Consider the following 26520-nt stretch of genomic DNA (forward strand, 5'->3'; position numbering starts at 1 on the left):
GGACCGACCGCGCCCCGCGGGCCTCCCTCCACCCCGCGCCCCTGCGGCCGTCAGGATGCGGACCGGCCGCGGGGGCGCGACGATGTGCTCGTGGAGTCGCGGCGGGACGGCCGGACGGCGACAGGACAGCCGGACGGCGACCGGATGATGGCCGGAAAGCCACCCTTGGACCCTCCGAGGCGCGGCAAAAGGGTGAAAATAAGCAGAAAAGAGCAAAACACTACTGCCCGACGAGTTGACATCTCATATCTGAGATAACATCACCCTCATGACCGACGATTACCTCGTGCGCATCGGCAGGCTCATCCGAGACGCCCGTCAGCATCGGGGCTGGACCCAGGCCCAGCTCGCGGAGGCGCTGGCCACCAGCCAGAGCGCGATCAACCGCATCGAGCGCGGCAACCAGAACATCAGCCTTGAGATGATCGCCAGGATCGGCGAAGCGCTGGACAGCGAGATCGTCTCGCTCGGTTACTCCGGGCCGATGCACCTTCGCGTCGTCGGGGGACGGCAGCTGTCGGGCGCCATCGACGTCAAGACCAGCAAGAACGCCTGCGTCGCCCTGCTGTGCGCCTCCCTGCTGAACTCCGGCCGCACCCTGCTGCGCCGGGTCGCGCGGATCGAGGAGGTCTACCGCATCCTGGAGGTCCTCAACTCCATCGGGGTGCGCACCCGCTGGATCAACGACGGCTCCGACCTGGAGATCGTGCCCCCGGCCGAGCTGGACCTGGACGCCATCGACACCGAGGCGGCCCGCCGCACCCGCAGCATCATCATGTTCCTCGGCCCGCTCCTCCACCGGATGGACCGCTTCCGCATCCCCTACGCCGGCGGCTGCGACCTGGGCACCCGCACCGTGCAGCCGCACATGAGCGCCCTGCGGCACTTCGGCCTGGAGGTCACCGCCACCGAGGGGTGGTACCACTCCGTGGTGGACCGCTCCGTCCGCCCCGTCCGGCCCATCGTCCTGACCGAGCGCGGGGACACCGTCACCGAGAACGCCCTGCTGGCCGCCGCCCGGCACGACGGCGTCACCGTCATCCGCAACGCCTCCCCCAACTACATGGTCCAGGACCTGTGCTTCTTCCTGGAGCAGCTCGGCGTGCGGATCGAGGGCGTGGGCACCACGACCCTGACCGTCCACGGCGTCCCCCGCATCGACCGGGACGTGGACTACTCCCCCTCCGAGGACCCGGTCGAGGCGATGAGCCTGCTGGCCGCCGCGGTCGTCACCGAGTCGGAGCTGACGATCCGCCGGGTGCCGATCGAGTTCCTGGAGATCGAGCTGGCCGTCCTGGAGGAGATGGGCCTGGACCACGACCGCGGCCCGGAGTACCCCGCGGACAACGGCCGCACCCGGCTGGCCGACCTCACCGTGCGGCCCTCCAAGCTGGAGGCGCCGATCGACAAGATCCACCCGATGCCGTTCCCCGGCATCAACATCGACAACGTGCCCTTCTTCGCGGCCATCGCCGCCAGCGCCCAGGGCAAGACCCTCATCCACGACTGGGTCTACGACAACCGCGCCATCTATCTGACCGACCTCAACCGGCTCGGCGGGCGCCTCCAGCTCCTGGACCCCCACCGCGTCCTGGTCGAGGGCCCCACCCGCTGGCGCGCGGCCGAGATGATGTGCCCGCCCGCGCTGCGCCCGGCCGTGGTCGTCCTGCTGGCGATGATGGCCGCCGAGGGCACGTCCGTCCTGCGCAACGTCTACGTCATCAACCGCGGCTACGAGGACCTGGCCGAGCGGCTCAACTCGGTGGGCGCGCAGATCGAGACGTTCCGCGACATCTGACGGCGCGACACGGCAGAGGCCCGGCTCCCCCAGGAGCCGGGCCTCCGTTTCCCCCGTCGCCCCGTGCGGGGCGGGCGGCTCAGCGGCGCTTGCCGAAGTTCTGGACCCACCAGGGGCCCTTCGGCTTCTCGCTCATCCCGATGCCGATGTCCTGGTAGGCGCAGTTGAGGATGTTCGCGCGGTGGCCCGGGCTGTTCATCCACGAGTTCATCACCTGCTCCGGGGTCTTCTGCCCCCGGGCGATGTTCTCCGCCAGCGCGGACCAGGAGTACCCGGCCTCGTTGATCCGCGAGGCCATGGTGGATCCGCCGGGGCCCGTGTGGGACAGCACGCCGCGGCCGCCCATGGTCTCGGCGTACTTCTGGGCGGCGCCGGTCAGCTTCGCGTCCAGCGTCAGCGGCCGGCAGCCGGCCTTCGCGCGCTCCGCGTTGACCAGCCCGAGCACCCGCTGCGCGACCGTGTTCCCGGTGCCCGGCTCCGGCGTGGGCGTGGGCTCGGCGGGCTTCTCCGACGCGGGCGGCTTCGGGGCGTCGGTGCCGCCGTCCGCCGGCGCCCGCGTTCCGAGGTCGACGGTCAGGCCGAACTTCTCCAGCACCTCGGTGACGGGCTGGAAGAAGGTGGTGCCGCCGTTGTCGCAGTCGCCGTTGCCGCCCGAGGTGAGGCCGACGGCGACGCCGCCGGCGAAGAGCGCTCCGCCGCTGTCGCCGGGCTCGGCGCACACGTTCGTGCGGATGAGGCCGTGGACCCTGCCCTGCGGGTAGTTCACCGTGGCGTTCAGACCGGTCACGGTGCCGCCGTGGAGGCCCGTGGTGCTGCCGCTGCGCTGGACCTTCTGGCCGACGAACGCCTGCCCGGCGCTCTTGATCTCCTGCGTCCGGCCGTCGTAGAGGTTCACGGCGGCGGGGTGGGGGACCGCGGGGTTCTCGTACTTGATCACCGCGTAGTCGTCGCCGGGGAAGCTGCTCTCCACGGCCGTTCCCACCCGCTGCCGCGAGGAGCCCCCGCTGTTCCAGGTCGCGCCCTTGTCCGTGCAGTGCCCCGCGGTGACGATGAAGAACTCGTCCCCCTTGCGGGCGTTGAACCCGGCCGAGCAGCGGGAGCCGCCGGAGGTGATGGCGTCCCCGCCGGCGACGAAGGGCTTGAAGACGCCGTCCACACGCTCTATTCGCGCTCTGTCGCCCAGCGCCCCGACCCGCTTCTTCAGGGCGCGCCACTCTGCTCCGGTCACGGTCGAGTCCGCCGTGACCAGCACCTTGTTGGTGCGGGGGTCCACGGCCCAGGAGGTGCCCGGGGTGCGCGTGGTGCGGTCCAGCGACGACTTGGCCCGGGCGAGCTCCTCGGAGGTGCTCTCGACCTCCTTCGCCACGGCCCCCGCCTTGCGGACCGTCACCGCGTCGGCGCCGTCGACGACGTTGACGACCAGCTTCCTGGTGGCGGGGTCGTAGTACGCCCCGGCCGCCTCGTCGCCGAGCTTCGCCTCCAGCCGGTGCGCGAGGGCCTTCGCCTGGGCCGCGCTGAGGAGTGAAGGCGCGGGGATGGCGTCCGCCTCGGGCTGCAGCGCGACGACCGTGCCGGCGGCCACGGACAGGGCGGCGGCTCCGATGGCCGCCTTCAGGAGCATCGGCCGCCTGCGCGCCCGCCGACCCCGCTGCTGCTTCACCTTCACAGATTCGCTCCGTTCTTCCGTTGCCGACTCGCACTGGTGCGACGTCCGAGAGGACCGTAACGGCCCTGGTCAGCGGGGTGAGCGATCTTGCGGGTGCGCTGAGGAACAGCTAAGGAAGCTCTAAGGTGGGCCGCCCTCCGGGGGTGGCGGGCCCCCGGCCGGCGGGCCCCGGAGGGGGCCGGGCGGTCAGCGGCCGCCGCCCTTCACCGCCCCGGGGAGCCACAGGGGCCAGTGCCTGCGCCGCCGCCCGTGGGAGGCGCGCCGGCCCTGCGGGACGCGCTCCGGGGCCAGTTCCAGTTCCATCCGCACCCGTGCCCCGCCCAGCGGGCCGCGGCCGATCTCCAGCCGGCCGCGGCCGGTGTCGGCGGCGCGGTGCGCTATGTCGAGGCCGAGGCCGGTGGAGCCGCCGATGCTCTCCCCCCGGGCGAGGGCGCGTCCCGGGTCGGGGATGCCCGGGCCGGCGTCGTCCACGGTCACCACCACCGCGTGCGCCGTGCGGTCCACGCCGACTGCCAGGGCCGTGCCCTCCGGGGTGTGCCGGAAGACGTTCCCGACCAGGGCGTCGACGGCCGCCGCCAGGTCCTCCTCGGGCAGCAGGACGGGCGTGGGTTCGTCCGTCACGGTCACCGTGCAGTCCCGGCCCTGCTGCGCGGCCAGGACCGACCAGAACTCGACCCGCGCGGACACCACGCGCGACGCCTCGCACGGCACCGCCGGACCGGACGGGTCCGGGCCGCCCGTCAGGGGGGCGCGCGCCGCGGTGATGATCGAGTCGAGTTCGCCCTCCAGGTGGGTGATAGCCGCGTCGAGGCGTTCGGCGTCGTCGGGGCCCAGTGCCGTGGAGACGCGCTCGGACTCCAGGCGCAGCGCCGTCAGGGGCGTTCTGAGGCGGTGCGAGAGGTCGGCCACCAGTTCGCGTTCCATGGCGAGCAGTTCGATGACGCGGTCGGCCATGGAGTTGAAGGCGGCTCCCGCCTCCTGCAGTTCGGGAGGGCCCTTGGGGTCCACCCTCGTCCTCAGGTCGCCCTCGCCCAGGGCGTTGGCGGCGTCCGAGAGGTCCCGCGAGGCGCGGACGACCCGCGCTCCCAGACGGTCGGCGACCAGCACCGAGCCCGCCACCAGGCCCAGCGCCAGGACCGACATCACCACCCAGGAGGTGACCACGCCCCGGTCGAGTTCGGCGCGGGGCACGAAGGACTCGACCACGGCCACCCGGTCCCTGGTGAGGACCACCGGCTGGAGGTAGACCCAGCCGTCCGGGGTGTCCAGGGCGAAGGTCCTGTGCTGCCGGGCCGCCCGCCGCCACGCGTCGGCGGGCGCGTACGCGGCGCCGATCAGGCGCCCGCCGGGGAGGTGGACGCTCAGCCGGCCGGCGCCGTCGAGTTCGTTCACGGCCTGCTGGACGTCGTCGGGGCGGGTGGTCAGGGCGAGCACGGGGGCCAGCGCCGCCGCCCGCTGCTCGGCCACCGTGACCGCCCGGGACTCGGCCTCGGAGCGCACCAGCAGGGCCAGGGGGATCAGGAAGGACAGCGCGACCATGGAGGTGACGGCCAGCGCGACCCCCGCCAGTGTCCGTCTCATCCCGGCGTCACCAGCTTGATGCCCACGCCCCGCACGGTGTGCAGGTAGCGGGGGCGGCGTGCCCGCTCGCCGAGCTTGCGGCGCAGGGAGGACACGTGGACGTCGAGGGTCTGTTCCTCGACGTAGGGCTGCCGCCACACGTCGGCGAGGACGCGGCGGCGCGGCACCACCCGGTCCGCGCGTTCGGCGAGGTAGGCCAGCAGGTCGAACTCGCGCCGGGTCAGGCGCAGTTCCTTCCCGTCGAGGACGGCCGACCGGGCCTCCCGGTCGATCGCGAGGCCGCCCACGCGGATCACGCCGCCGTGGGGCTCCACCGGGGCGGCCGGGTGGGCCGCGGCGGAGGCCCGGCGCAGCACCGCCCCGAGCCGGGCCGCCAGTTGCCCGCCCGAGAACGGCTTGACCAGGTAGTCGTCGGCGCCTGCGTTGAGCAGTCGGATGATCTCGGCCTCGTCGTCGCGGGCGGTGGCGACCAGCACCGGCACCTGGGAGATGCTGCGCAGCATGCGCAGGACGTCGACGCCGTCGAGGTCCGGCAGCCCGAGGTCGAGCACCACCGCGTCCGGCGGCTGCCGCGTCACCTCCCGCAGGGCCTCGAATCCGTAGGGGGAGCTGCGCACCACGTGGTCGTGGCGCGAGAGGACGTCGATCAGTCTCGCCCGTATCACGGGGTCGTCCTCGACCAGAAGTACCGATGCCATGGCCAGGGACGGTAACGGGTGCCCGCGCCGGACCCGCAACCTCCGCCCCGGCGACGGCCCGTGCGGGGGGTCGTGCACCATGGGACGGTGCCCCGCTCCCTGCGCTACGTACTGCTGTGGCTGTCGTGCACGTCCCTCAGCGTGACGGCGGTGAACCTCACCGTCCAGTTCGTGGTCGGGACGACCCGGCCCACCCCGCCGGTCGCCCGTGACACCCCCGGGACGGTCGTCTCGTCGCCGGTGGCGAGTCCGGAGCCGAGCAGGTCCCCCGCGTCCATGCCGCCGGCCACCCGGCGCCCGTCCCCGCCGCCCCCTCCGCCGAAGGCGCCGGCCTCCCCCGCCGCCCGGCCCTCCCCGGCCCCGACCCCGTCCGCGACCGCGACCGACGCCGGGGACGGGGACGGCTGCCGCGCGGCCGGCGCCCAGGTGCGCACGTACCGGACCACCGGGGGGCGGGCGTCCCTGCGGTTCGGCGACGGGGTCTGCCTCGTCTCGGCCGTGCCGGCCGGAGGCTTCACCGTGTCGACCGAGCGCGGCGATCCGCGGAGGCTGACGGTGACCTTCACCAGCGACTCCTTCCGTTCGCAGATCACGGCCACCGCGACGCCGTCCTCGGGCTACAGCGTGTCCGTCCGCCAGTCGACCCTCTGAGACCGCCCGGCGGGACGGCCCGCGAGGCGCGCGCCCGTCCCGGTCGTTTCGGCGCCCGCCGAAACGACCGGGACGCATGATGGACGCCATGGACTCCCCCGGCCCAGCCCACCGCACACGCCGCCCCGAGCACCCGGGCTCGCGGCTCGCCCGGCTCGCCGGGCTCCTCGCCGACGACACCCGGGCGCAGTTCTGCCTGGCCCTGCTGGACGGCCGGGCCTGGACGGCCGGTGAACTGGCCCGGCTGGCGGGCGTCGCCCCGGCCACGGCCAGCGGGCACCTGGACCGGCTGGTGGCCGGGGGGCTGCTGGCCGAGGAGCGGCAGGGCCGGCACCGCTACGTGCGGCTGGCCGGCCCGGCAGCCGCGCGGCTGGTGGAGGAACTGGCCGCGCACGCCGGTCCGCCGCCCGCCCCGCGCTCGCTGCGGACGGCCTCCGCGAGCACGGCGATGGCGCGGGCCCGCACCTGCTACGACCACCTGGCGGGGCGGCTGGGGGTGGCGATCGCCGACGCGCTGCTGGAGCGCGGCCTGGTGCGGCAGGACACCGGGTTCGCGGTGACCGGGGACGGGCTGCGGTGGTTCGGCGCGCTCGGCATCGACCTCACGGCCCTGCCGGGCGGCCGCCGGCCGGTGGCCCGTGCCTGCCTGGACTGGACCGAACGCCGCCCGCACCTGGCCGGGGCGGCCGGGGCCGCGCTGTGCCGCCACGCCCTGGACGCCGGCTGGTGCGAACGGATCGGCACCCAGCGGGCCCTGCGGGTCACCGGCGAGGGCCGGCGAGCGCTGCGCGACCTGCTGGGCCTGGACGAGGCGGGGCTCGCCGGCGGGGCCGGCGCCGCACGGGGGGAGGACCACCGATGGTGAACACGTCCGCCGTCTTCCGTGCGCTCCACCGCGGCGAGCGCCCGCTGCTGCTGCCCTGCGCCTGGGACCACGCCTCGGCCGCCGCCCTGGTCGCGCACGGCTTCCCCGCCGTGGGGACCACCAGCCTGGGGGTGGCCGCCGCCGCGGGCCTGCCCGACGCGGCGGGGGCCGCGCGGGAGGAGACCCTGGCTCTCGGACGGCGGCTGGCCCGGCTGCCGGTGCCCGTCAGCGTCGACATCGAGGGCGGCTTCGCCGAGGACCCCGGTGAAGTGGCCGCACTGGCGAGGGAGTTGGCGGAGGCCGGGGTGGCCGGGGTGAACCTGGAGGACGGGCTGCCCGACGGGCGTCTCGCCGATCCGGCCCGGCACGCGGAGAAGATCACGGCCGTGAAGGAGGCCGCGCCCGCGCTGTTCGTCAACGCCCGCACCGACACCCACTGGCTCGCCGCCGAGCCCACCGCGGCCGCCGCGCTGCGCCGGGCGCGCGTGTACCGGGAGGCCGGGGCGGACGGCGTCTTCGTGCCCGCCCTCGCCGACGAGGACGGCATCCGGGCGGTGGCCGGCGAGCTGGACGCGCCGCTGAACGTCCTCTTCTCCCCCGGGCGGCACACGTACGAGCGGCTGGCCGAGTGGGGCGCGGCCCGGATCAGCCTGGGGTCGCTGCTGTTCCGCGCCGCCCTCCGGCACGCCGTGGGGCTGGCCGCCTCGATCGCCGACCCGTCGGCCGAAGCGCCGGAGCTGCCCTCCTACGACCGGGCCCGTGCCCTGGCCGACGTCTGGGCGGACGGGGACTGACGCCCCGGGCGGGAACCGCGGGCGCCGCCGCCGCGTGGTCATGGGGCATGGTCGCGGACAACGCAACGCGGCGGTCGGCGGCCGCCCGCCTGGCATCGGTCTTCGTCGCGGGCTGCCTCCTCACCGTCCTCCAGGTCCAGGCGGTGCTCGTCGCGGTCTTCGCCGGCGGTTTCGAGCCTCGGACGTGCGGTGAGGCCGCCGGCGTCGTCGGGGGCGTCCTCGTCGTCACGGCGGTTCCGGGGACGGCCCTGCTCGTGGTGCTCGGGGCGGCCTTCCGCCCGTTCCCGCCGTCCGCCCGGGACCGGCGCGGGCGGTGGCTGTGGGCGGCGGGAGTGCACGTGTTCGGCACGGTCTGCGTCATCGGGGCCGTGGCGGCGGCGCTGGCGACGCGGCGGCAGGGCGGGCTGGAGGTCGACCACCTGCTGTTCCCCTTCGGCGGCGCCTGCCACGCACTCGCCGCCGCGTTCTCCCTGCCGGGCGCACGGGCCCGGACGGCCTCGCTGGCGGCGGCGGCCGTCCTCGCGGGCGGCTGGTCGTACGTCGTGTGGGACGCGAACCGGACGCCCTCCCTCGGCGAGTGGATCGCCGCCAACGGCGTGGACCGCGCCCTGCTGCGCGTCGGCGACCCTCCTCCCGGCTACGCGCTGGACGGCGTGGGCGCGGGCGAGGACGGCTTCGGGGCCTCGTACGCGCGGCCCGGTGCGGCCGGGCTGCACCTGTCGGTGGAGCGCGCCGGCCACGACACCCGGCGTACCGACCGGCGCGGCTGCCCCGTGCCCCTCGGCGAGACGGTCCGCTGCGCGGACGACGGCGGGGGCCGGCTGCTGGTGAGGTACGGCCACGAGGACGGCCTGGAGCGGTGGGAGCTGGTGCTGCGCCGTGACGGGCTGGTCCACACCGTGGCGGGGGACTCCTCCGCCGGGCTGCCCGCGGCCCGGCACGTCCTGTCCACGCTCCGCCCGGCGACCGACGCCGAGCTCGCCGGCCTGGTGGAACTGCCGATGCGGCGGTGACCCCGTCCGGCGCCGCCGGGTGCCGCGCGGTGCCGTCTCCCCTCCGGACGGCACCGCGCGGCACGGGGGAACCGCCGGCGCGGGTCAGGCCCCCGCGAGCGTGGCGACCATGACGGCCTTGATGGTGTGCATGCGGTTCTCGGCCTCGTCGAAGACGACCGAGTGCTCCGACTCGAACACCTCGTCCGTCACCTCCAGGGACTCCAGTCCGTACCGCTGGTGGATCTCCCGGCCGACGGCCGTGCCCAGGTCGTGGAAGGCGGGCAGGCAGTGGAGGAACCGCACGTCGGGGTTGCCGGTGGCGCGCAGGACGTCCATGGTGACGGCGTACGGGCGCAGCAGCTCGATGCGCTCCTCCCACACCTCCTTGGGCTCTCCCATGGACACCCACACGTCGGTGGCGACGAAGTCCGCGCCGAGGACGCCCTCCTCGATCTTCTCGGTGAGGGTGACGCGGGCGCCGGTGCGCTCGGCCAGGGCGCGGGCCTCGGCGATCACGCTCTCCTCGGGCCACAGGCTCCGGGGCGCGGCGATGCGGACGTCCATGCCCAGCAGGGCGCCGGTGACGAGGTAGGAGTTGCCCATGTTGTTGCGGGCGTCGCCGAGGTAGGCGTAGGCGATCCCGGTCAGGGGCTTGTCGCTGTGCTCGGTCATGGTGAGCACGTCGGCGAGCATCTGGGTGGGGTGCCACTGGTCGGTGAGCCCGTTGTAGACGGGGACCCCGGCGTGGGCGGCCAGCTCCTCGACGGTCTCCTGGCCGCTGCCGCGGTACTCGATGGCGTCGTACATCCGCCCCAGCACCCGGGCGGTGTCCCTGACCGACTCCTTGTGGCCGATCTGGGAGCCGGCCGGGTCCAGGTAGGTGGTGTGGGCGCCCTGCTGGGCGGCGGCGACCTCGAAGGCGCAGCGGGTGCGGGTGGAGGTCTTCTCGAAGATCAGCGCGATGTTCCTGCCGCGCAGCCGCTGCTCCTCGGTGCCCGTCTTCCGGGCCGCCTTCAGTTCGGCGGCCAGGCCGACCAGGCCGCGGAACTCCTCGGGGGTGAAGTCCAGCTCCTTGAGGAAGTGGCGGCCCGTGAGATCGATCGCCATGGGGGCTCCTAGCAGACTGTCGGGTACGGCGGAAGAAACGGAAGTCTATACGAGGAATCGCATCACTATGCGTCCGGGTGTCGTATCTCCGGCATCCCCCGGCGTCCCCGCGGCACCGGGCCCTGCCGCGCCCGGGCCCTGCCGTGACCCGCCCGACCGTGACCCGCCGCACCGCGTCCCGTCACACCGCGTCCCGCTCGATCGGGCAGCTCATGCAGCGCGGTCCGCCCCGGCCCCGGCCCAGCTCGCTGCCGGGCACGGTGATGACCTCGATCCCGTTCCTGCGCAGGTGCGTGTTGGTGGTGACGTTGCGCTCGTAGGCGATGACGACGCCCGGCTCCACGGCCAGCACGTTGCAGCCGTCGTCCCACTGCTCCCGCTCGGCGGCGTGCACGTCCTGGGTGGCGGTGAGGACGCGGATGCCGTCCAGGCCGAGCGCGGCGGCGATCGCCCGGTACATGTGCTCGGGGGGATGGTCGGTGACCTTCAGCTCCGTCTCCGCCGCGCCCGGCTCGATGGTGTAGGAGCGCAGCATGCCCAGACCCGCGTACTGGGTGAAGGTGTCGCCGTCGACCATCGTCATCACCGTGTCCAGGTGCATGAGGGCACGGCTCTTGGGCATGTCCAGGGCCACGATCGTCCGGGCCGAGCCCGCCGCGAACAGGCCGCGGGCGAGCGTCTCCACCGCCTGCGGGGTGGTTCGCTCGCTCATGCCGATGAGGACCGCCCCGTTGCCGATCACCAGGACGTCCCCGCCCTCGATGGTGGAGGGATAGGCGCCCTGCCCCTCGGCCCAGACGCGGAAGCCGCGGCCGGTGGAGGCGAACAGGGGGTGGTGGCGGTAGATGGCCTGGAAGTGGACGGTCTCGCGCTGGCGGGCGGGCCAGCGCATGGCGTTGATGGCCACCCCGTCGTAGATCCAGGCGGAGGTGTCGCGGGTGAACATGTGGTTGGGCAGGGGGGCGACCAGGAAGTCGTCCAGGTCCATCACGTGGAAGCGGACGGAGACCGGCTCCGGGTGCCGCTCCAGGTACTCCCGTTTGGTCATGCCGCCCACCAGCGCCTCGGCGAGCTCGCTCCCGGACATCCCGTCGAAGACGGCGCGCAGGTGGTCGGCGGCCAGCGGCCCGTACTCCTTCTCGTGGAAGGTCCGGTCCAGGACGAAGGAACGGGCGGCGGGGATCTCCAGGGTCTCCGCCAGCAGGTCGCCGAAGAGGTGGACCTCCACGCCGCGGTCGCGCAGCACGTCGGCGAAGCCGTCGTGCTCCTGGCGTGCCCGCCGCACCCACAGCACGTCGTCGAAGAGCAGGTCGTCCCGGTTGGACGGGGTGAGCCGTTTCAGCTCCAGGTCGGGACGGTGCAGGATGACGCGGCGCAGCCGCCCGGTCTCGGAGTCGACGTGGAATCCCATGCCTCCATCCTCACCGCGCCACCGCCCGGTACACCCGTCCGGAGCCCTGTGACGGGCTCCGGACGGGTGTACGCCGGCCGGCGCCCCGGCCTGTCACAGCCGGGGGTCGACCGGCTCCGACTCCAGGGCCAGGACGGCGAAGACCGCCTCGTGGACGCGCCACAGCGGCTCGCCGCCGGCCAGCCGGTCCAGCGCCTCCAGGCCGAGCGCGTACTCCCGCAGGGCGAGCGACCGCTTGTGGCCCAGGTGGCGCACCCGCAGCCGCCGCAGGTTCTCCTCGCGGAGGTACTCCGGGCCGTAGACGATCCGCAGGTACTCGCGGCCCCGGCACTTCACCCCCGGCTGGACCGGCCGCCCGTCCGCGCCGCGCACCAGCGCGCCCAGCGGCTTGACGACCATGCCCTCGCCCCCGGCCTCCGTCAGCTCCAGCCACCAGTCGGTGCCGGCGGCGACGGACGCCTCGTCGCCGGTGTCGACGACCAGGCGGCCGGTGCTCCGCAGCAGCCCGGTGGCATCGGCCGCGACGAGCCGGTCCAGCCAGGCCAGCTGGGTGTCGTGCGGGACGGCGGCCAGGCTGCGGCCGCGCACCGCCAGGATCTGGAACGGTGCGAGCTCGACGCCGTCGAGCCCGTCCACCGGGCGGCAGTACCGGCCGTACGCCTCGGTGAACGCCGCCGCGTCCGCCGCGCGCTCCCGCTGCCGCGCCAGCAGCCCGTCCACGGGCAGCCCGCGTCCCGCCGCGGCCTCCAGCGCGGCCAGCGCGCCCGGGAGGACAGCCCCGGCCGCGGCGCCGACCGCGGCGTACTGGCGGCGCAGCAGCCCGGCCGACTTCAGCGACCAGGGCAGCAGCTCGGCGTCCAGCAGCAGCCAGTCGGTGTCCAGCTCCTCCCACAGTCCGGCGGCGTCGGCGGCGGCGCGGACACGGGCGAGGACCTGCTCGGTGAGGGCCCGGTCGTCGAAGAATGGCCGCCCGGTGCGGGTGTAGAGCGAGCCCGTCTCCCCGCCGGCCGCGCCGAACCGCTCGGCCGCCGTGTCCGCGTCGCGGCAGACCAGGACGACGGCGCGGGAGCCCATGTGCTTCTCCTCGCACACCACCTTCTCCACGCCGGCGGCGCGGTACTCGGCGAACGCCTCGGCCGGGTGCTCCAGGTACCCCTCCAGCCCCGAGGTGGCGCAGGGCGCCATCGTCGGCGGCAGGTAGGGCAGCAGCCGGGGGTCGATCGCGAAGCGGCTCATCACCTCCAGCGCGGCGGCGGCGTTCTCCTCGCGCACGGCGACGCGGCCGGCGTGGCGGGTCTCCACCACGCGGCGGCCGTGGACGTCGGCCAGGGCGAGGGGCCTCCCCTCGCGTCCGCCGGGCGCGTCGCCGGCCAGCGGCCTCACCGGCTCGTACCAGACCCGCTCGGCGGGGGTGTCGACCAGTTCGCGCTCGGGCCAGCGCAGGGCGGTCAGGGAGCCGCCGAAGACGCAGCCGGTGTCCAGGCAGATGGTGTTGTTCAGCCAGGTCGCGCGGGGGGTGGGCGTGTGGCCGTAGACCACGGCCGCCCGGCCCCGGTAGTCCTCGGCCCACGGGTAGCGCACGGGCAGGCCGAACTCGTCGGTCTCGCCGGTGGTGTCGCCGTACAGGGCGTGGGAGCGGACCCGGCCGGAGGTGCGGCCGTGGTACTTCTCGGGCAGCCCGGCGTGGCAGACGACCAGCGCGCCGCCGTCGAGCACGTAGTGGCTGACCAGGGAGTCGACGAACGCGGCCACCCGGGCGGGGAACTCCGGGTCGGCGTCGGCCTCCCTCTGAAGCTGCTCGATGGTCTCGGCCAGCCCGTGGGTGCGCTGGACGCCCTTCCCCCTGAGGTACCGGCCGAGCTTGTTCTCGTGGTTGCCGGGGACGCACAGGGCGTGCCCGGCGGCGACCATGCCCATCACCAGCCGCAGCACGCCGGGGCTGTCCGGTCCGCGGTCGACGAGGTCGCCGACGAAGACGGCGGTGCGGCCGTCCGGGTGGAAGGCGTCCACCGGGCGGCCTGCCGCGTCGCGCTCGACGGTGTAGCCCAGCTTCCCCAGCAGGGCCTCCAGTTCGGCGCGGCAGCCGTGGACGTCGCCGACGATGTCGAACGGGCCGGTGAGGTGGCGCAGGTCGTTGTAGCGGCGCTCCAGTTCGATCCGGGCGGCCTCCACCTCCTCCACGCCGCGCAGGACGTGCACCTTGCGGAACCCCTCGCGCTCCAGGGAGCGCAGGGAGCGGCGCAGTTCGCGCCGCTGGCGCGGGATGACGTGGGCGGGCATGTCCGCGCGGTCGGGGCGGGCGGCGTTGCGTTCGGCGCAGACCCGCTCGGGCACGTCGAGGACGATCGCCACGGGCAGCACGTCGTGCTCGCGGGCCAGCCTCACCAGCTGCCGGCGGGCCTCGGTCTGGACGTTGGTGGCGTCGACGACGGTCAGGCGTCCGGCGGCCAGCCGCTTGCCGGCGATGTAGTGGAGGACGTCGAAGGCGTCGCCGGTGGCGCTCTGGTCGTTCTCGTCGTCGGCGACCAGGCCGCGGCAGAAGTCGGAGGAGACGACCTGGGTGGGCTTGAAGTGGCGCCGGGCGAAGGTGGACTTGCCCGCCCCGGTGGTGCCGACCAGTACGACGAGGGACAGGTCGGGCACCGCGAGGGTCCTCGCGGCGGGTGCGGCGGGGGTCCCCGCGGGCGCCGCCGGGGGAGCCGTCGTGCGGTCCGTCATGCGGCTGCCTCCTTGGTGGCCGGTGCGGGCGGGGCCCCCTCCGGGGCCCGGGCGAGGGTGAACAGGGCGAGCTGGGTGGGCGGGCCGACCTCCGGGTCGTCGTCCCCGACGGGCCGGAACTCCACGGCGTACCCGTACCGTTCGGCGACCTTCCCGGCCCATGCGCGGAACTCGCCGCGCGTCCACTCGAAGCGGTGGTCGGGGTGGCGGACGCGGCCCGCCGGCAGGGTCTCCCAGCGCACGTTGTACTCGGCGTTGGGCGTGGTGACGACGACCGTCCCCGGCCGGGCCGCGCCGAAGACCGCGTGCTCGGCCGCCGGCAGCCGCGGCGGGTCGATGTGCTCGATAACCTCGCTGAGCACCGCGGCGTCGTACCCGTTCAGCCGGGGGTCGGTGTACGTCAGGGAGCCCTGGACGAGGGTGACGCGCGCCGCCTGCCGCTCGGACATCCGCTCCAGGCGCAGCCTCCGCCCGGCCGTCTGCAGGGCCCGCGTCGAGACGTCCACGCCCACCACCTCGGTGAACCGGGCGTCCCCGAGCAGCGCCTGCACCAGCTGCCCCTGCCCGCAGCCCAGGTCGAGCACGCGGGCGGCGCCGGCCTCGCGGAGCGCGGCGGTGATCGCCTCCCGGCGCAGGACCGCCAGCGGAGCGGGGCGCTCCTCGGTGTCGGCGTCCTCGTCGACGGCGTTGTCCAGTTCCTCGGCCTCGCTGCCGTCGGCCTCGGCGAGCCGGGCGAGCTCCAGGCGTTCCAGGGCGTCGCGGGTGAGGCGGTGGCGGCGCGTCAGGTAGCGGGTGGTGATCAGCCTCTGCTCGGGGTGGTGCTCCAGCCAGCCCTCCCCGGCGCGCAGCAGCTTGTCCACCTCGTCGGGGGCGACCCAGTAGTGCTTGGCGTCGTCCAGCACCGGCAGCAGGACGTACAGGTGGCGCAGCGCGTCGGCCAGCCGCGCCTCGCCGTCGAGGACCAGCGACACGTAGCGGGAGTCGCCCCAGTCGGGGAAGCGCGCGTCCAGCGGCACCGGTTCAGCCTCCACCGTCCAGCCCAGCGGTTCGAAGAGCCGGCGCACCAGGTCGGCGCCGCCGCGGGCGGGCAGCGCGGGCACCTCGATCCGCAGCGGCAGTGCCCGCCCGGCCAGTTCGGGCCGGGCCCTGCACTGGCCCTTGAGGGCGCTGGAGAACACCGCGCCCAGGGCCACCGCCAGCAGCGAGGAGGCGGCGTAGGGGCGGTCGTTGACGTACTGGGCCAGCGCGGAGTCGGGCGCGCCGCCGCGTCCCCTTCCCCGGCCGCGGCGGACCAGCGCGACGGGGTCGATCTCCAGCAGGAGCGCCGCCGTGCAGCGCTCCTGCCCCGCCTCGGGGTAGAAGACGTGCGCGGTGCCGTGGGAGGTGGAGAACTCCTGCGCCCGGCCGGGGTGCTTGTGCAGCAGGTACCCGAGGTCGGTGGCGGGCCGCTCGGCGCTGCCGGTGGTGGTCATCGTCAGGAACACCCGAGCGAGTATGTCCCGGTGGGAACGGACGTGCCCACCGGTTTTCCGGTGCCGCCGCGGCTATCCGGCCGCGGGCGGCCCGTCGTTCCGCTCCGCCAGGGGCCGCGGGTCGCCGGCCCCTCTGAAGCGGCGCCAGGCGTCGCGGGCCCGGCCGGCGGAGTCGATCACTTCGGGAAGCTGGTCCAGCAGGCCCTTGACGGCGGAGAGCAGGACGGACAGCACGCCGGTGACGGCGAGAACGGCGATGACGACGGTCGCGTCCACCGATCCCTGCCTTTCGTGTCCGCGTCCGGATCGGGGCGCGGGGCGGCCTCGGTCCGGATCTTCCGGTTGGGTCGAGCCCCCCGCGCCGACGCATGCGCGCATGTCCCGGCCCGGGCCGGTCGTTCACCGGTCCGAGATCTCGCCGGGGTCGCCGGCCCCGTGGTGCGGCCTGCTGCGTCCGGTCCGGCTGTCGTAGGACTCGCCGGGACCGCAGGCCGGGCCGGTCCGCCTGGCTCCCCGTGCGGGGCGTCAGGCCCGTGCGGGTCGGCAGGACCCGCCAAGTGCAGTCTAGGACCGGGGAGTTGGGCGCGCCAGGGTACGCCGCGGGTCCGTGCCCGGGTGGGCCGGACACGGCTTGTCGGGGCGTCCGGCCCACCCGGGGCGTCCGGTCCATCCGGGGAGTCCGGTCCGTCAGGGAGCCCGGCCCGCCGTCCCCAGTTCACGCGCCAGCCGTGCGATCTCCTCCGGGCCGACCCGGCAGCAGCCGCCGACGAGGCGGGCGCCGTCCCGCAGCCAGGCGTGCGCCTCGGCCGGGTCGAAGAGCGTCTCCCCCTCCCAGGCGCCGCGCCGGGCGTTCCAGCGTTCGCCGCTGTTGGGGTAGGCGACCGCGGGTTTCCCGGTGACCCACACCGCCTGGCGTACGGCCTCCCCCGCGTCGCGCGGATCGCAGCAGTTGACGCCGACCGCGATCACCTGCTCGTTCCCGGCGGCGACGGCGAAGGCCTCCGGGAGCGGCTGGCCGGCGCGGGTGCGCCCGGCGGCGACGGTGTACGACAGCCACACGGGCACCCCGCAGCCGGCCGCGGCCCGCAGCAGGGCCTCGGCCTCGTCGGCGTCCGGCACGGTCTCCAGCGCCAGGACGTCCGGGCCGGCCGCGGCCAGGGCCTCGATCCGGGGGCGGTGGAAGCGTTCCAGCTCGGCCACGCTCAGCCCGTACCGGCCGCGGTACTCGCTGCCGTCGGCGAGCACCGCCCCGTACGGGCCGACCGAGGCGGCCACCCACACCGGCTCCCCCGGTGCGACGGCGGCGGCCGCCGCGCGGGCCAGGGCCACGCTGCGCCGCAGCAGGGCGTCGGTCTCCGCCCGGCTCAGGCCGCGCCGGGCGAAGCCGGGGTGGGACGCCTGGTAGCTGCCGGTGATGAGCACCCGTGCCCCCGCCCGCAGGTAGGCGGCGTGGGCCGCCTGGACCTGTGCGGGGTCGTCGGCGAGCAGCCGGGCCGACCACAGCTCGTCGGACAGGTCGCAGCCCTGCGCCTGGAGCTGGTTGGACAGCCCGCCGTCGAGGACGAGCGGGCCGCGCTCCAGGGCGTCGGCGAGCGGGGGCGCGGACGGGATGCTCACGGCGGCCTCGCGGTGCTAGGAGAGCTGGCTCTGCACCTGGGAGGAGATCAGCTCCAGGTGGTCGAGGTCGTCGAGGTCCAGGACCTGCAGGTAGATCCGGGAGGACCCGATCTCGGCGTAGCGGCCGATCTTGTCGACGACCTCGGCCGGGGAGCCGGCGAGGCCGTTCTCCTTCAGCTCCTCCACCTCGCGGCCGATGGCCGCGGCGCGGCGCGCCACCTCGGCGTCGTCCCGGCCCACGCAGACGACCAGGGCGTTGGAGTAGACCAGGTCGCCGGCCGAGCGGCCATGGGCCTCGGCGGCCTCCCGCACCCGGCCGAACTGCCGCTCGCTGTCCTCGATGGAGGCGAAGGGGATGTTGAACTCGTCGGCGAACCGCGCGGCCAGGGCGGGGGTGCGCTTGGCGCCGTGGCCGCCGATGAGCACCGGCACCTTCTTCTGGGCGGGCTTGGGCAGTGCGGGCGAGTCGGTCAGCCGGTAGTGGACGCCCTCGTAGCTGAACTTCTTGCCGGGCTCGGTCTCCCACAGCCCGGTGATGATCTCCAGCTGCTCCTCCAGCCGCGCGAACTTCTCCTTGGGGAAGGGGATGCCGTACGCGGTGTGCTCGGCCTCGAACCAGCCGGCGCCCAGACCCAGCTCGACGCGTCCGCCGGACATGGCGTCCACCTGCGCGACCTGGATGGCCAGGATGCCGGGCAGCCGGAAGGTGGCCGAGGTCATCAGGGTGCCGAGCCGGATGCGCCGGGTCTCACGGGCCAGGCCGGCCAGGGTCGTCCAGGCGTCCGTGGGGCCGGGCATCGGGTCGCCGTCGCCCATGCGCAGATAGTGGTCGGAACGGAAGAAGGCGTCGAAGCCGAGATCCTCGGTGGCCTTGGCGACCTTGAGGAGGGTGTCGTAGGAGGCGCCCTGCTGGGGTTCGGTGAAGATACGCAGATCCATGGCCTCTATCCTGCACCGTCACCTCGCCTTCCCCCGCACCGCCGGCCGGACCCGGCCCGGAGGCCGGGTCCGGCCGGATGTCCGCGCCCGGGCGCGCGGGGCCCCGGAGCGCGGGGCCCGGGGGCGGACGGCGGCCGGTCGGCGAGCCGTCTGAGGATCTCCGCCACCCGGTCGCCGCACTCGTCGGCGGCGTCGATGCCCTCTATGCACCGCCAGTAGAGCCCTTCCTCCTCGGCCCCGACCGCCACCCTCACCAGCGCGCCCCCGGCCTCGTCCAGCAGCCCGCCGAGGTCGTGGAGGGCGGCGAGCGGGTCGCGGACCTCCGTCAGGCGGGCGGCGCGGGCCCCGTCCGTCCGCTGCCCCGGGCCGCGCAGCGAACCGCAGGCCCGTCCGCTCGCCTCGCGCAGGCCGCCGGCCTGGGCTCTCACCTCCGGCGGGCCGCTCACGACCAGATGGCCGCCTACCGCCTCCGCGAGCGCCTGCGCCTGCCACGCCTCGGTAACGACGTCAGAGGCCTCCTTACTGCCGGCGAGCGCCTGTCGCGTGTCCTCAATGAGTGGTACCGCATCCATCCACCTTTTCCCTCCGTGACTCCCCGCTACCCAGAGTGATACCCATCTCGCCGTCTGGCTAGGGGTTTCGGGAAAACTGTGGAGAAAATCGGCACTGTGGAGAACGCCATCACTCCGCAGAGTGACGATTGGCCCGTCCGTCCCCTCCCCCGGGACCGTCCGTCTCGCCGGTTCCCCCGCCCGCCCCGGGCACCGGGAAACGCCGCTCGTTGCGGTCGATCTTCGCGGCCAGCGCCTCCAGCGCGTCGATCCCCAGCACCTCGCAGAACTGCAGCAGGTAGGCGAGGACGTCGGCGACCTCGTCCTCCACCCGGGCCGCCGTGTCCGGGTCGCCCATCACCCGCGCCGACTCCTCCGGAGTCAGCCACTGGAAGACCTCGACCAGCTCCGAGGCCTCCACGGCCAGCGCCATCGCCAGGTTCTTCGGGGTGTGGTACGGCTCCCAGCGCCGTGCCGCGGCGAACTCGGCCAGCCGGCCCTGGAGTTCGCCCACCCGCCCGGCGGGCCGTCCGCCCCCGCGCCCGCCGCCGCCCCGCGCGCCGCCGCCCTCGCCGTCCCGTTCCGCACTCATGCGCTCAGGTCTACCAGCCGCACCCCGCCGCCCGCGCACGGCGTCCGGCGGGGCGGCTCCGGGTCGGACCCTGCCCGCACCTCCGCCGCCGTCCCGCGGGCAGCGCGGTACGCGCCGTCCGGTCCGCGCCCGCGGTGCGCCACTGCACCTGGACCGCGCGCAGCGCCGTGGACAGCAGCGCCCGGCCGTCCGCACCGGTCAGCCGATCGCCCGCGAGGCGCCGGCGCGGCTCGGTCCGGACGGCGAGGCCGGGCCGGACCGGACCGGCGGGCCCGTCCACCGTGCACCCGGTCCGGAAGCCGCGCCTGCCCTGCCCGTCCAGGGGCGCCCCGCGCGGCACGTACGCCGACGGGCCGCCGCGCACCCCGCCGAAGACCTCGCCCGGGCTCTCTCGCCGCCGCCGAGCCGCGCCGGCGCCTCGTACGCCTCCGGCACCGTGGGCCTGCCGCTCCCGCTGCCCCGGTCGCCGGGGTGAGCGGGGCCGGGGGGACGCGCAGCCCTCGGTGCCGCCGGAAGGCGGACAGCCGCAGCTCGGTGACGGCGGGCCGGCGCCCGCCCCGTTCCCGACCATGGCCGGACCGTATCGGCGGCCCGGAGGCCGAACCGTTACGGCTGCCCGGCGTTCCCGCCTTCAGGGGATTCCGGGGCCGGGGAGGTGCGCCCTCCGGGTCGACTTCCCCCCTTCCGGGCGCAGTCGGGCGGAAGGGCGCCGGGGGCGCCGTCGGGCAGCAGGTCCTTCTCGGCCCCGGTGAAGTCCCGCCCCACGGCGGCGCAGAGGTGCTCGAACATCTTCTCCCCGCGCAGGTCCAGCTCCTGGTATCCGTCGGCTCCGGCGATGATCAGGCGGTGGCCCCGTATGACGGCGTCCAGGAACACCGGCCCGGAGAGGGACGCGATGGTGTCGCCCGTCCCGGGGTCCCTGAGATCAAGGCCGGCCTCGCCTCCCAGGACGGCCAGCATGCCGTCGTGCCCGTGGCCGATGGGGACGTCCAGGTCACCGATGCCGAACGGACGTCCCGTGCGCCTGCCCCGGTCGACGTCCCAGCGGTGCAGGAAGCCGTCCTCGCCCGCCGTCAGCAGGTGTTTCCCGTCGGGGGTGAACAGCATGCGGGCCGCGGTCCTGTCGCCGAAGTCGTAGTCCCCCTGGACCCTGCCGGTCTTCAGGGTGCGGACCAGCTCTCCCGTGCGCAGGTTCCACATCCGCACCAGCCCCTGCCGGCGGTCCGCGTCGGTGACCACAGCGATCTCGTCGGGTCTCCCGGGCCGGGCCCGGAGCTGTCCGGTCTGCGCGAAAGGGCCCTTCTCCCGTCCTCCGGCGCCCTGCGGCCCGACCATGACGGGCGGGGCCCGCCGGGTCCCTCGCGCGGCGTCCACCAGCACGAGGCCGTCCTCTTCGGTGAGCACCGCGATCCGGCTGCCGTGCAGCGGTTCCACGGCTTCCATCCGCGGTGGCTTCTCGCCGGATGTCCCCAGGGCCCGTGACAGGTCGACCCGGCCGTCCGGGTCGCGCACCGGCAAGGCGGTCAGCCCGCCGCCGGGCCCCTGCAGCACCACCCGCTCGGAGTCGGCGGTCCACACGGGCACGGCACCGGGGGCGAGCGCCTTCTCCGCCTTCGCCAGCGTGACGTCGGTGCGGGCGGCCGGGACGATCTCGATGTCGCCGTCGCTCCCGTAGTACGCCAGGTACCTGCCGTCCGGGGACAGCCGCCCGTTCCGTTCCCCCGGGGTTTTCACTCCCACCCGGAGGGATTCCACCGGGTCGGCCCTGGCGGTCATGAGCGCGTCGGCGGTGGCGAAGAGGACCACCGGCCTTCCGTCCGCGCCCGGCACGACGGCGACGCTGTCCTCGGGGTAGGTCCCGGAGCCGTTCCGGAGTATCCGTGTGCGGTGACTCTCGCCGGTGCGCAGGCTCGCCAGGCCCAGGTCGTAGTAGTAGCCCCCGCCGTCCGCTTCCAGGGTGAAGGCGTACTCGCCGGTGACGTCCTTGTCGTGGACGAAAGCGGGCAGGGAGACCACCCGGTTCCGCGCCAGGTTCCTGGCCGATCCGGGCTTCTCGCCGCCCGGGCCGCTCCACAGCACCTCCCCGCCCCCCGCGATGCCGTTGGCCGGGGCCGGAAAGGCGCGCAGCCGGCGGCCCGTACGCAAGTCCTTGAGCACCGTCGTCTCCCTGTCGGCGACGATCACCGTGCCGTCATCGGGCCCGAAGGCCGCCCCGAGCACCTCCGACTCCTCCGGCAACAGGCCGGGGGCGGCTCTCAGGGCCCGTCCCGTGTGCGGGTCCCACACCGACAGGACGCGGCCTCCGTGCTCGCTCCGGGCGCCGGGACCGTGGACGAGCGCCCGCAGCAGCCGCCTGCCGTCGCCGCTGTAGTCCACGAACGCGCTGGTCGTCCGGCTCTCCCGCTCCTCCCCGGAGCCCAGGACGCGGGGACGGCGGTCCCCTTCCTCCGCCAGGTCCCACACCCGCACCCTGCCGTCCGCCGTCGCGAGGGCGTAGCTGCTGCCGTCGGGGCTCAGGGCGCTTCTCCACTCGTCCGTCGGGACGTTCCGCAGCCGCCAGTGGCGGGGGTGGTCGCCGAGCGGGTCCTTCACCACGGTCAGTGCCGTCCCGCCCCCGGGCGACGAGGCGATGACGGCCGTCCCGCCGTCCGGGGTGACGTCCATGCTCGTGAAGGCGCCGGGCCACATGGCGGGACGGCTGCGGGTCAGCCACTGCCCTCGCATGTACTGGCGCAGCAGCTCCCCGTACGCCTCGGTCGTCTCGCGGGCGGTCCAGGCGGCGAGGGCCAGTTGGAGCGAGGTCCCCGGTTCGTCGCGGGCGTAGCGGTCGGCCATGTCGGCGAGCAGGCGGGACGCCTGGGTGCGCAGTTGCTCCTCGGCGCGCAGGTTGTCGCGCCACACGGCCACGGACAGGCCGGCCGCCAGCAGCACCAGGACGACGAGGGCGGCCACGGTCGCCCTCAGCCGGCGCAGGCTGCGCCGCTGGTGGCCGCGGCTGAGGAGGATGTAGTCGCGTTCGGCGGCGGAGACGTCCCCGGGACGCCGCTCCAGCCAGTGCAGGGCCGTGGCCAGGTCCCGCTCGCCCAGCAGGCGGTCGGTCCCGCCGTCCCGCTCCCACCGTCCCAGGTCCCGGCGCAGCTCCTCCTGCCAGGACCGGAAGTCACGGGAGTCGTCGAGCCACCGCCGCAGGCGGGGCCACAGCCGGGTGAGGGCCTCGTGGGCGAGGTCGACGACCTCCTCCCCGTCGGCGGAGCGCCCGACGACCACCAGTTTGGTGGTGCTCAACCGCCGTGCCAGAGCGCGCAGTCCGGGGTCGAGGTCGCTGGCGGGTGTGGGCCTGCGGGTGTAGCCGCCGCTGTCGTCCGGGCGCGCCAGCTGGGCGAACAGCCTCCGGGCGAGCGGTTCCTCGTCCGGGGTGACGCGCGTGCGGAAGACGTCCTCGGCGTAGCCGACCAGCGCCCCGGCGACACCGCCGATCTCCTCGTAGGCGGCGTGGGTGAGCATCGAGCGGTCCCGGCGTTCCCACAGCCGGGTGGCGGCGAACTCCACCAGCGGCATCCGCCCGGGTTCGCCGGCCGCGTCGGCGACGATCCTCTCCGGGAGTCCGGGTTCGAACCACACTCCCGGCACGGCGTCCACCGGAGCGGTGACCGCCCGGTGGAGGTCCTCCGGGGAGAGCGGGGAGAGGAGCTGGACGGCGCCGCTGAGCAGCCCGGCCGTCCGGGAGGTCGTCAGGGCCTCCAGGGACTCCGCCCGGACGGTGGCGACGACGCACAGCCGCCCCTTCCGGCCGCGGTCCGCCTCCCCCGCGAGCGCGACGAGGAGTCCGAGGAGTTCCCGGGCGGCGTCCGGTGCCGTGGCGGCGTACTCCTCCAACTGGTCGACGAACAGCACGTGGCCGTCGCGCCCGGCGCGGGCCAGGACCCGCGCCCGTAACTCCGCCGCCGCGGCGGGGTCGAAGGGCCGGTCCGGGCCGTCCGGGGAGATGTGCCGCGCCAGTTCCCTCGCCCTGTCCATCCGGTCGATCCCGCCGAGGTCCGGTTCGAGGAGGGGCAGCAGGGCGCGGGCCGGTACCGCGGCGGGCCGCTCCCCGGCGACCGGACGCACCTCGGAGACGGTCATGCCGTCCGTCCGCAGGGCGGGCAGCAGCCCGGCGCGCACCAGCGAGGACTTCCCGCTTCCCGAGGGGCCGGCCACCAGGGTCAGCGTGTGCCGCCGGACGGCTTCCCGGAGCCGCCGCGTGTCGTCCTCGCGGCCGTGGAAGAACTCCGCGTCCTCCTCGCCGAACGACGCGAGTCCCACGAAGGGGCAGCGGGGGTGCAGGATCCGCTCGTCGACGAGTTCGGCGGACGGGATCAGGTAGGCGGTGGTCGCTCCGGATCCCCGCCCGGCGGCCACCGTCATGCCGACGACACCGCCCTGTTCGTCGTCCCAGACGGGGGTCCCGCTGAAGCCGTGCGTGATGTGCTGCCCCCCGGCGCCGGTCTCCATCTGGAGCCAGCCCGTGCCCTGGCGGCCCCGCAGCGTGCCCGCCGCCCACACCCCGTCCTCGGCGTGCCGGGGGAAGCCCAGCACCCGGAAGCCGTGCCCCCACACCTGTGTGCCGTCCACCAGCGGGACCGGCCGGGTGCCCGGCACCGGGTGCTCCAGCCGCAGCAGCGCGGTGTCGCCGGTGCCGTCCTCCTCGATCCGCCGCCACGTCACGACCCGGGCGCGGACGGCCGTGCCGCGTCCCGTTCCGAGCAGGGGGAACTCGATCTCCACCGCGTCCCGGGGGGCCTCCTGCGGGACGGTGGGCGCCTCCAGTGCCCTCGCCACCACGTGGGCGCAGGTGCACACCACGTCGGCGCCGATGAGGAATCCCGCGCCGGCCACCTCGCCCGACGCGGTGCGCAGGCGTGCCAGGCCCTGTTCCAGCCCGCCGCCGTCCCGGTGGACCGCCATGCGCCGGGCCCCCTCACTCCGCGGCGGCGGACGGCTCGCCGGGGGACGGCCGTGCCGTGTCGTCCCGCGTCCGCCACTCCAGGCTCACCGTGAAGTTGGCCTCCGTGGCCGCCCTGGCGATCACCACGCCCGCCTCGGCCGAGAGTTTGATGCCGAAGTCCACCCGTACCGTCTCGGGCGGGTGGACCATGCCCCGCACGCTCCCGGCCACGGCGTCCAGGGCCGGCCTGACGTGTGCGAGCGCTTCCTGCAGGGTCTCGGACGCGCCGCGTGCCACCGACGACGCCCGGCCCACGCGGTCGATGCCCCCGGCCTCCGTGTCGGCGATTTCCACCAGCACCCCGGTCCCGTCCGACAGCCGCATCTCCCCCGTGTACGCCATGCCGCTCCTCCCCCTCGGGTTCCTCTCGCCCTGCGGGCACCACGACGCTCAGTTGAACACCCGTCACCGTGTCCGGTCCACCCTTTCCCGCCCTCCGCCATGGCGGCCCCGTGACCGGGTATGCGGGTTCCGGCCGTATGTCGCCGTCGACGCTCTCGGGGAAGGAAGGGCCGGGTGTTCTCGGTACTGACAGGAACGTGGAGCCTGGGCTGGAGCATCGCCGTCTTCGCCCTGGCCGCCGCCGTCACGGTGGTGTGCAGTGCCCGCCTCGCCACGCTCGGGGACGTCCTGGCCGACCGGACGGGGTGGGGCGAGGCGCTGTTCGGCGCCGTGTTCTTCGGGCTGGTCACCTCCCTGTCGGGCATCGTGATGACGGCGGTCAGCGCGGTCGCCGACCGGCCCTCCCTGGCGTACAGCAACGCGGTGGGCGGGATCGCGGCGCAGACCCTGGCGGTGGTGGTCGCGGACGCCTTCCACCGGCGGGCCAACCTCGAACACGCCGCCGCCTCCGTGCGGAACATGCTGTTCGGCTGCCTGCTCGTCGGGCTGCTGGGGGTGGCGCTGATGGCCTCCTTCAGTCCCGAGGTGACGCTGTGGGGGGTTCATCCGGCGTCGGCGGTGATGATCGCCCTGTACTGGGGCGGCATCCGGCTCATCCGGGAGCAGGGCGAGCCGATGTGGCACGCGGTCCGCACCCGGGAGACCCTGCCGGACGTGCCGGAGGAGGAGCAGGCGCCCGGGCGGGGCGGCGGCGGGCTGTGGGCCGAGTTCCTGGTGATAGCAGCCCTGGTCGCGGTGGGCGGCTGGGCCGTGGCGCGGGCGGCGGAGCGCGTCCTGGACTCCACCGGTTTGAGCGCGGGTTTCGTGGGCGCGGTCCTGATGGGCGTGGTCAACGCCCTGCCCGAGACGGTGGCGGCCGTCGCGGCCGTCCGGCGCGGGGCGGTGACGCTGGCCGTCGCGGCCATCATCGGCGGGAACTGCCTGGACGCGCTCAACCTCGTGGTGGGCGACGTGGCGTTCCGCGGCGGCTCGCTGTTCCACGCGGCCGGCTCCGACGAGCTGTTCCTCATCAGCGCGGCCCTGGTGATGACCACCGTGCTGCTGGGCGGCCTGATCCTCCGTCAGCGGCGCGGCTGGCTGGGGCTGGGCTTCGACGGGGTGCTGCTCACCGCCGTCTACCTGGGCAGTGTGGCGGTGCTGGTGTTCTAGCGGCCTTCTCCGGGCGCCCGGGCCGTCCCCTGGTTCCCGTCCCGGCCACCGGGAGGGGGTGTACACGGGGTGGTGGCCGGGACGGGTACGGCGGGACGGCGTCCGCCGCGCCACCACAGTGGCGCGCGGTCACGCCGGGCGGCAAGCGGTGACGCACCGCCACGGCTCCGTTGTACGGGTCCGGGGTTCCGCTGTACGCGCCTGTACGGGCCTCCCTGGTACCGCCCGGCGGTTGAGACCAGTCCGCCCGCCCGCGTCTTTGCGACCGGGACTTGTCCGGCCGGTCATGTGACTGCTTCGCGTCCGGGTCGCCGGTGTGGGCATGGGCCGGGGTGATCCGGCGGATGCCGAGTGGGAACGGCTGCGGCCGTTCCTGCCGGTCGGCAACGGGCGGTGGGTCACGTCCGCTGGAGTGGTGCACAGGCGGCCACTCTGCTCGCACCGGCTTGACGGTGAGCATCGTGGACGGGTTCGCGCCAGGGAAGACGGTGACCGGGCGGCCGGTCGCACGGGGAAGCCGTTCCTGGGAC

General features: G+C 75.0%; 20 protein-coding genes. 5 read left to right on the forward strand and 15 right to left on the reverse strand.

The window, feature by feature from the left end; translation table 11 throughout:
- Positions 1–268: 268 nt before the first annotated feature.
- The gene (locus tag ABD358_RS22525) at positions 269–1798 is read left to right on the forward strand and encodes a helix-turn-helix domain-containing protein (RefSeq protein ID WP_344632934.1); all 1530 of its coding nucleotides are present in this window, start codon (positions 269–271) and stop codon (positions 1796–1798) included.
- Between the two features lie 79 nt (positions 1799–1877).
- Here ABD358_RS22525 and ABD358_RS22530 read toward each other — a convergent pair whose 3' ends face one another.
- The 4 genes from ABD358_RS22530 to ABD358_RS22545 form a co-directional block, all read right to left on the reverse strand.
- A complete protein-coding gene (locus ABD358_RS22530) occupies positions 1878–3458 on the reverse strand; it encodes a CAP domain-containing protein (protein WP_344632935.1) in 1581 nt (526 codons plus the stop codon).
- A gap of 192 nt (positions 3459–3650) precedes the next feature.
- The gene (locus ABD358_RS22535) at positions 3651–5045 is read right to left on the reverse strand and encodes a sensor histidine kinase (protein ID WP_344632936.1); all 1395 of its coding nucleotides are present in this window, start codon (positions 5043–5045) and stop codon (positions 3651–3653) included.
- Positions 5042–5743, reverse strand: coding sequence for a response regulator transcription factor (locus ABD358_RS22540; RefSeq protein WP_344632937.1), 702 nt, complete (start codon positions 5741–5743; stop codon positions 5042–5044). Before ABD358_RS22540 ends, ABD358_RS22535 begins: the two co-directional genes overlap by 4 nt.
- A gap of 104 nt (positions 5744–5847) precedes the next feature.
- Positions 5848–6309: a hypothetical protein gene (locus ABD358_RS22545; RefSeq protein WP_344632938.1), complete on the reverse strand. Its 462-nt coding sequence runs from the start codon at positions 6307–6309 to the stop codon at positions 5848–5850.
- Positions 6310–6482: 173 nt separating this feature from the next.
- On the opposite strand from ABD358_RS22545, the gene ABD358_RS22550 reads away from it, so the two are divergent.
- Genes ABD358_RS22550 through ABD358_RS22560 form a run of 3 tightly spaced genes read left to right on the forward strand, consistent with a single transcriptional unit; the run spans position 6483 to position 9066 of the window.
- Entirely contained in the window at positions 6483–7259 is a 777-nt protein-coding gene (locus ABD358_RS22550; protein WP_344632939.1) for an ArsR/SmtB family transcription factor, read from the forward strand.
- On the forward strand, positions 7253–8053 hold the full coding sequence (locus tag ABD358_RS22555; RefSeq protein WP_344632940.1) for an isocitrate lyase/PEP mutase family protein: 801 nt from the start codon (positions 7253–7255) through the stop codon (positions 8051–8053). Before ABD358_RS22550 ends, ABD358_RS22555 begins: the two co-directional genes overlap by 7 nt.
- A 47-nt stretch (positions 8054–8100) precedes the next feature.
- On the forward strand, positions 8101–9066 hold the full coding sequence (locus tag ABD358_RS22560; protein WP_344632941.1) for a hypothetical protein: 966 nt from the start codon (positions 8101–8103) through the stop codon (positions 9064–9066).
- An 84-nt stretch (positions 9067–9150) separates the two neighbouring features.
- Here the strand turns inward: ABD358_RS22560 and argF are convergent, their stop codons facing one another.
- The 11 genes from argF to ABD358_RS22615 form a co-directional block, all read right to left on the reverse strand.
- Complete coding sequence (argF, locus tag ABD358_RS22565) at positions 9151–10155, reverse strand: ornithine carbamoyltransferase (protein ID WP_344632942.1); 1005 nt, start codon at positions 10153–10155, stop codon at positions 9151–9153.
- 181 nt (positions 10156–10336) lie between these two features.
- Entirely contained in the window at positions 10337–11566 is a 1230-nt protein-coding gene (locus ABD358_RS22570) for an arginine deiminase (RefSeq protein WP_344632943.1), read from the reverse strand.
- Between the two features lie 93 nt (positions 11567–11659).
- Entirely contained in the window at positions 11660–14284 is a 2625-nt protein-coding gene (locus tag ABD358_RS22575; RefSeq protein WP_344632944.1) for a polynucleotide kinase-phosphatase, read from the reverse strand.
- Positions 14281–15768, reverse strand: a complete 1488-nt coding sequence (locus ABD358_RS22580) for a 3' terminal RNA ribose 2'-O-methyltransferase Hen1 (RefSeq protein WP_344632945.1) — start codon at positions 15766–15768, stop codon at positions 14281–14283. Before ABD358_RS22580 ends, ABD358_RS22575 begins: the two co-directional genes overlap by 4 nt.
- Positions 15769–15828: 60 nt before the next feature.
- Positions 15829–16032 (reverse strand): hypothetical protein, encoded by a 204-nt coding sequence (locus ABD358_RS22585; protein ID WP_344632946.1) that lies wholly within the window; start codon positions 16030–16032, stop codon positions 15829–15831.
- Positions 16033–16443: 411 nt separating this feature from the next.
- Positions 16444–17373 (reverse strand): homocysteine S-methyltransferase, encoded by a 930-nt coding sequence (gene mmuM, locus ABD358_RS22590; RefSeq protein WP_344632947.1) that lies wholly within the window; start codon positions 17371–17373, stop codon positions 16444–16446.
- A 15-nt stretch (positions 17374–17388) separates the two neighbouring features.
- Positions 17389–18312, reverse strand: coding sequence for an LLM class F420-dependent oxidoreductase (locus ABD358_RS22595; RefSeq protein ID WP_344632948.1), 924 nt, complete (start codon positions 18310–18312; stop codon positions 17389–17391).
- 5 nt (positions 18313–18317) lie between these two features.
- Positions 18318–18884: a DUF6099 family protein gene (locus ABD358_RS22600; protein ID WP_344632949.1), complete on the reverse strand. Its 567-nt coding sequence runs from the start codon at positions 18882–18884 to the stop codon at positions 18318–18320.
- Positions 18885–18993: 109 nt separating this feature from the next.
- On the reverse strand, positions 18994–19455 hold the full coding sequence (locus tag ABD358_RS22605; protein WP_344632950.1) for a nucleotide pyrophosphohydrolase: 462 nt from the start codon (positions 19453–19455) through the stop codon (positions 18994–18996).
- A 606-nt stretch (positions 19456–20061) separates the two neighbouring features.
- Positions 20062–24399 carry an nSTAND1 domain-containing NTPase gene (locus ABD358_RS22610; RefSeq protein ID WP_344632951.1) on the reverse strand — a complete coding sequence of 1446 codons (4338 nt, stop codon included), beginning with the start codon at positions 24397–24399 and terminating at the stop codon, positions 20062–20064.
- Between the two features lie 13 nt (positions 24400–24412).
- Positions 24413–24781, reverse strand: a complete 369-nt coding sequence (locus tag ABD358_RS22615; protein ID WP_344632952.1) for a CU044_2847 family protein — start codon at positions 24779–24781, stop codon at positions 24413–24415.
- 174 nt (positions 24782–24955) lie between these two features.
- Here ABD358_RS22615 and ABD358_RS22620 point away from each other — a divergent pair, with 174 nt between their 5' ends.
- A complete protein-coding gene (locus ABD358_RS22620) occupies positions 24956–25990 on the forward strand; it encodes a sodium:calcium antiporter (protein WP_344632953.1) in 1035 nt (344 codons plus the stop codon).
- Positions 25991–26520 lie beyond the last annotated feature (530 nt).

The organism is Streptomyces glaucosporus (assembly GCF_039533345.1).
Taxonomy (GTDB): Bacteria; Actinomycetota; Actinomycetes; order Streptomycetales; family Streptomycetaceae; genus Streptomyces; species Streptomyces glaucosporus.

Excerpts from the sequence above, each read along its gene's own strand:
- ABD358_RS22570 (WP_344632943.1), bottom strand. The coding sequence starts at position 11,566 with ATGGGATTCCACGTCGACTCCGAGACCGGGCGGCTGCGCCGCGTCATC.
- ABD358_RS22605 (WP_344632950.1), bottom strand. The coding sequence starts at position 19,455 with ATGAGTGCGGAACGGGACGGCGAGGGCGGCGGCGCGCGGGGCGGCGGC.
- ABD358_RS22540 (WP_344632937.1), bottom strand. The coding sequence starts at position 5,743 with ATGGCATCGGTACTTCTGGTCGAGGACGACCCCGTGATACGGGCGAGA.
- ABD358_RS22595 (WP_344632948.1), bottom strand. The coding sequence starts at position 18,312 with ATGGATCTGCGTATCTTCACCGAACCCCAGCAGGGCGCCTCCTACGAC.
- ABD358_RS22575 (WP_344632944.1), bottom strand. The coding sequence starts at position 14,284 with ATGACGGACCGCACGACGGCTCCCCCGGCGGCGCCCGCGGGGACCCCC.
- ABD358_RS22615 (WP_344632952.1), bottom strand. The coding sequence starts at position 24,781 with ATGGCGTACACGGGGGAGATGCGGCTGTCGGACGGGACCGGGGTGCTG.
- ABD358_RS22610 (WP_344632951.1), bottom strand. The coding sequence starts at position 24,399 with ATGGCGGTCCACCGGGACGGCGGCGGGCTGGAACAGGGCCTGGCACGC.
- ABD358_RS22555 (WP_344632940.1), top strand. The coding sequence starts at position 7,253 with ATGGTGAACACGTCCGCCGTCTTCCGTGCGCTCCACCGCGGCGAGCGC.
- ABD358_RS22535 (WP_344632936.1), bottom strand. The coding sequence starts at position 5,045 with ATGAGACGGACACTGGCGGGGGTCGCGCTGGCCGTCACCTCCATGGTC.
- ABD358_RS22560 (WP_344632941.1), top strand. The coding sequence starts at position 8,101 with ATGGTCGCGGACAACGCAACGCGGCGGTCGGCGGCCGCCCGCCTGGCA.
- ABD358_RS22525 (WP_344632934.1), top strand. The coding sequence starts at position 269 with ATGACCGACGATTACCTCGTGCGCATCGGCAGGCTCATCCGAGACGCC.
- argF (WP_344632942.1), bottom strand. The coding sequence starts at position 10,155 with ATGGCGATCGATCTCACGGGCCGCCACTTCCTCAAGGAGCTGGACTTC.
- ABD358_RS22600 (WP_344632949.1), bottom strand. The coding sequence starts at position 18,884 with ATGGATGCGGTACCACTCATTGAGGACACGCGACAGGCGCTCGCCGGC.
- ABD358_RS22550 (WP_344632939.1), top strand. The coding sequence starts at position 6,483 with ATGGACTCCCCCGGCCCAGCCCACCGCACACGCCGCCCCGAGCACCCG.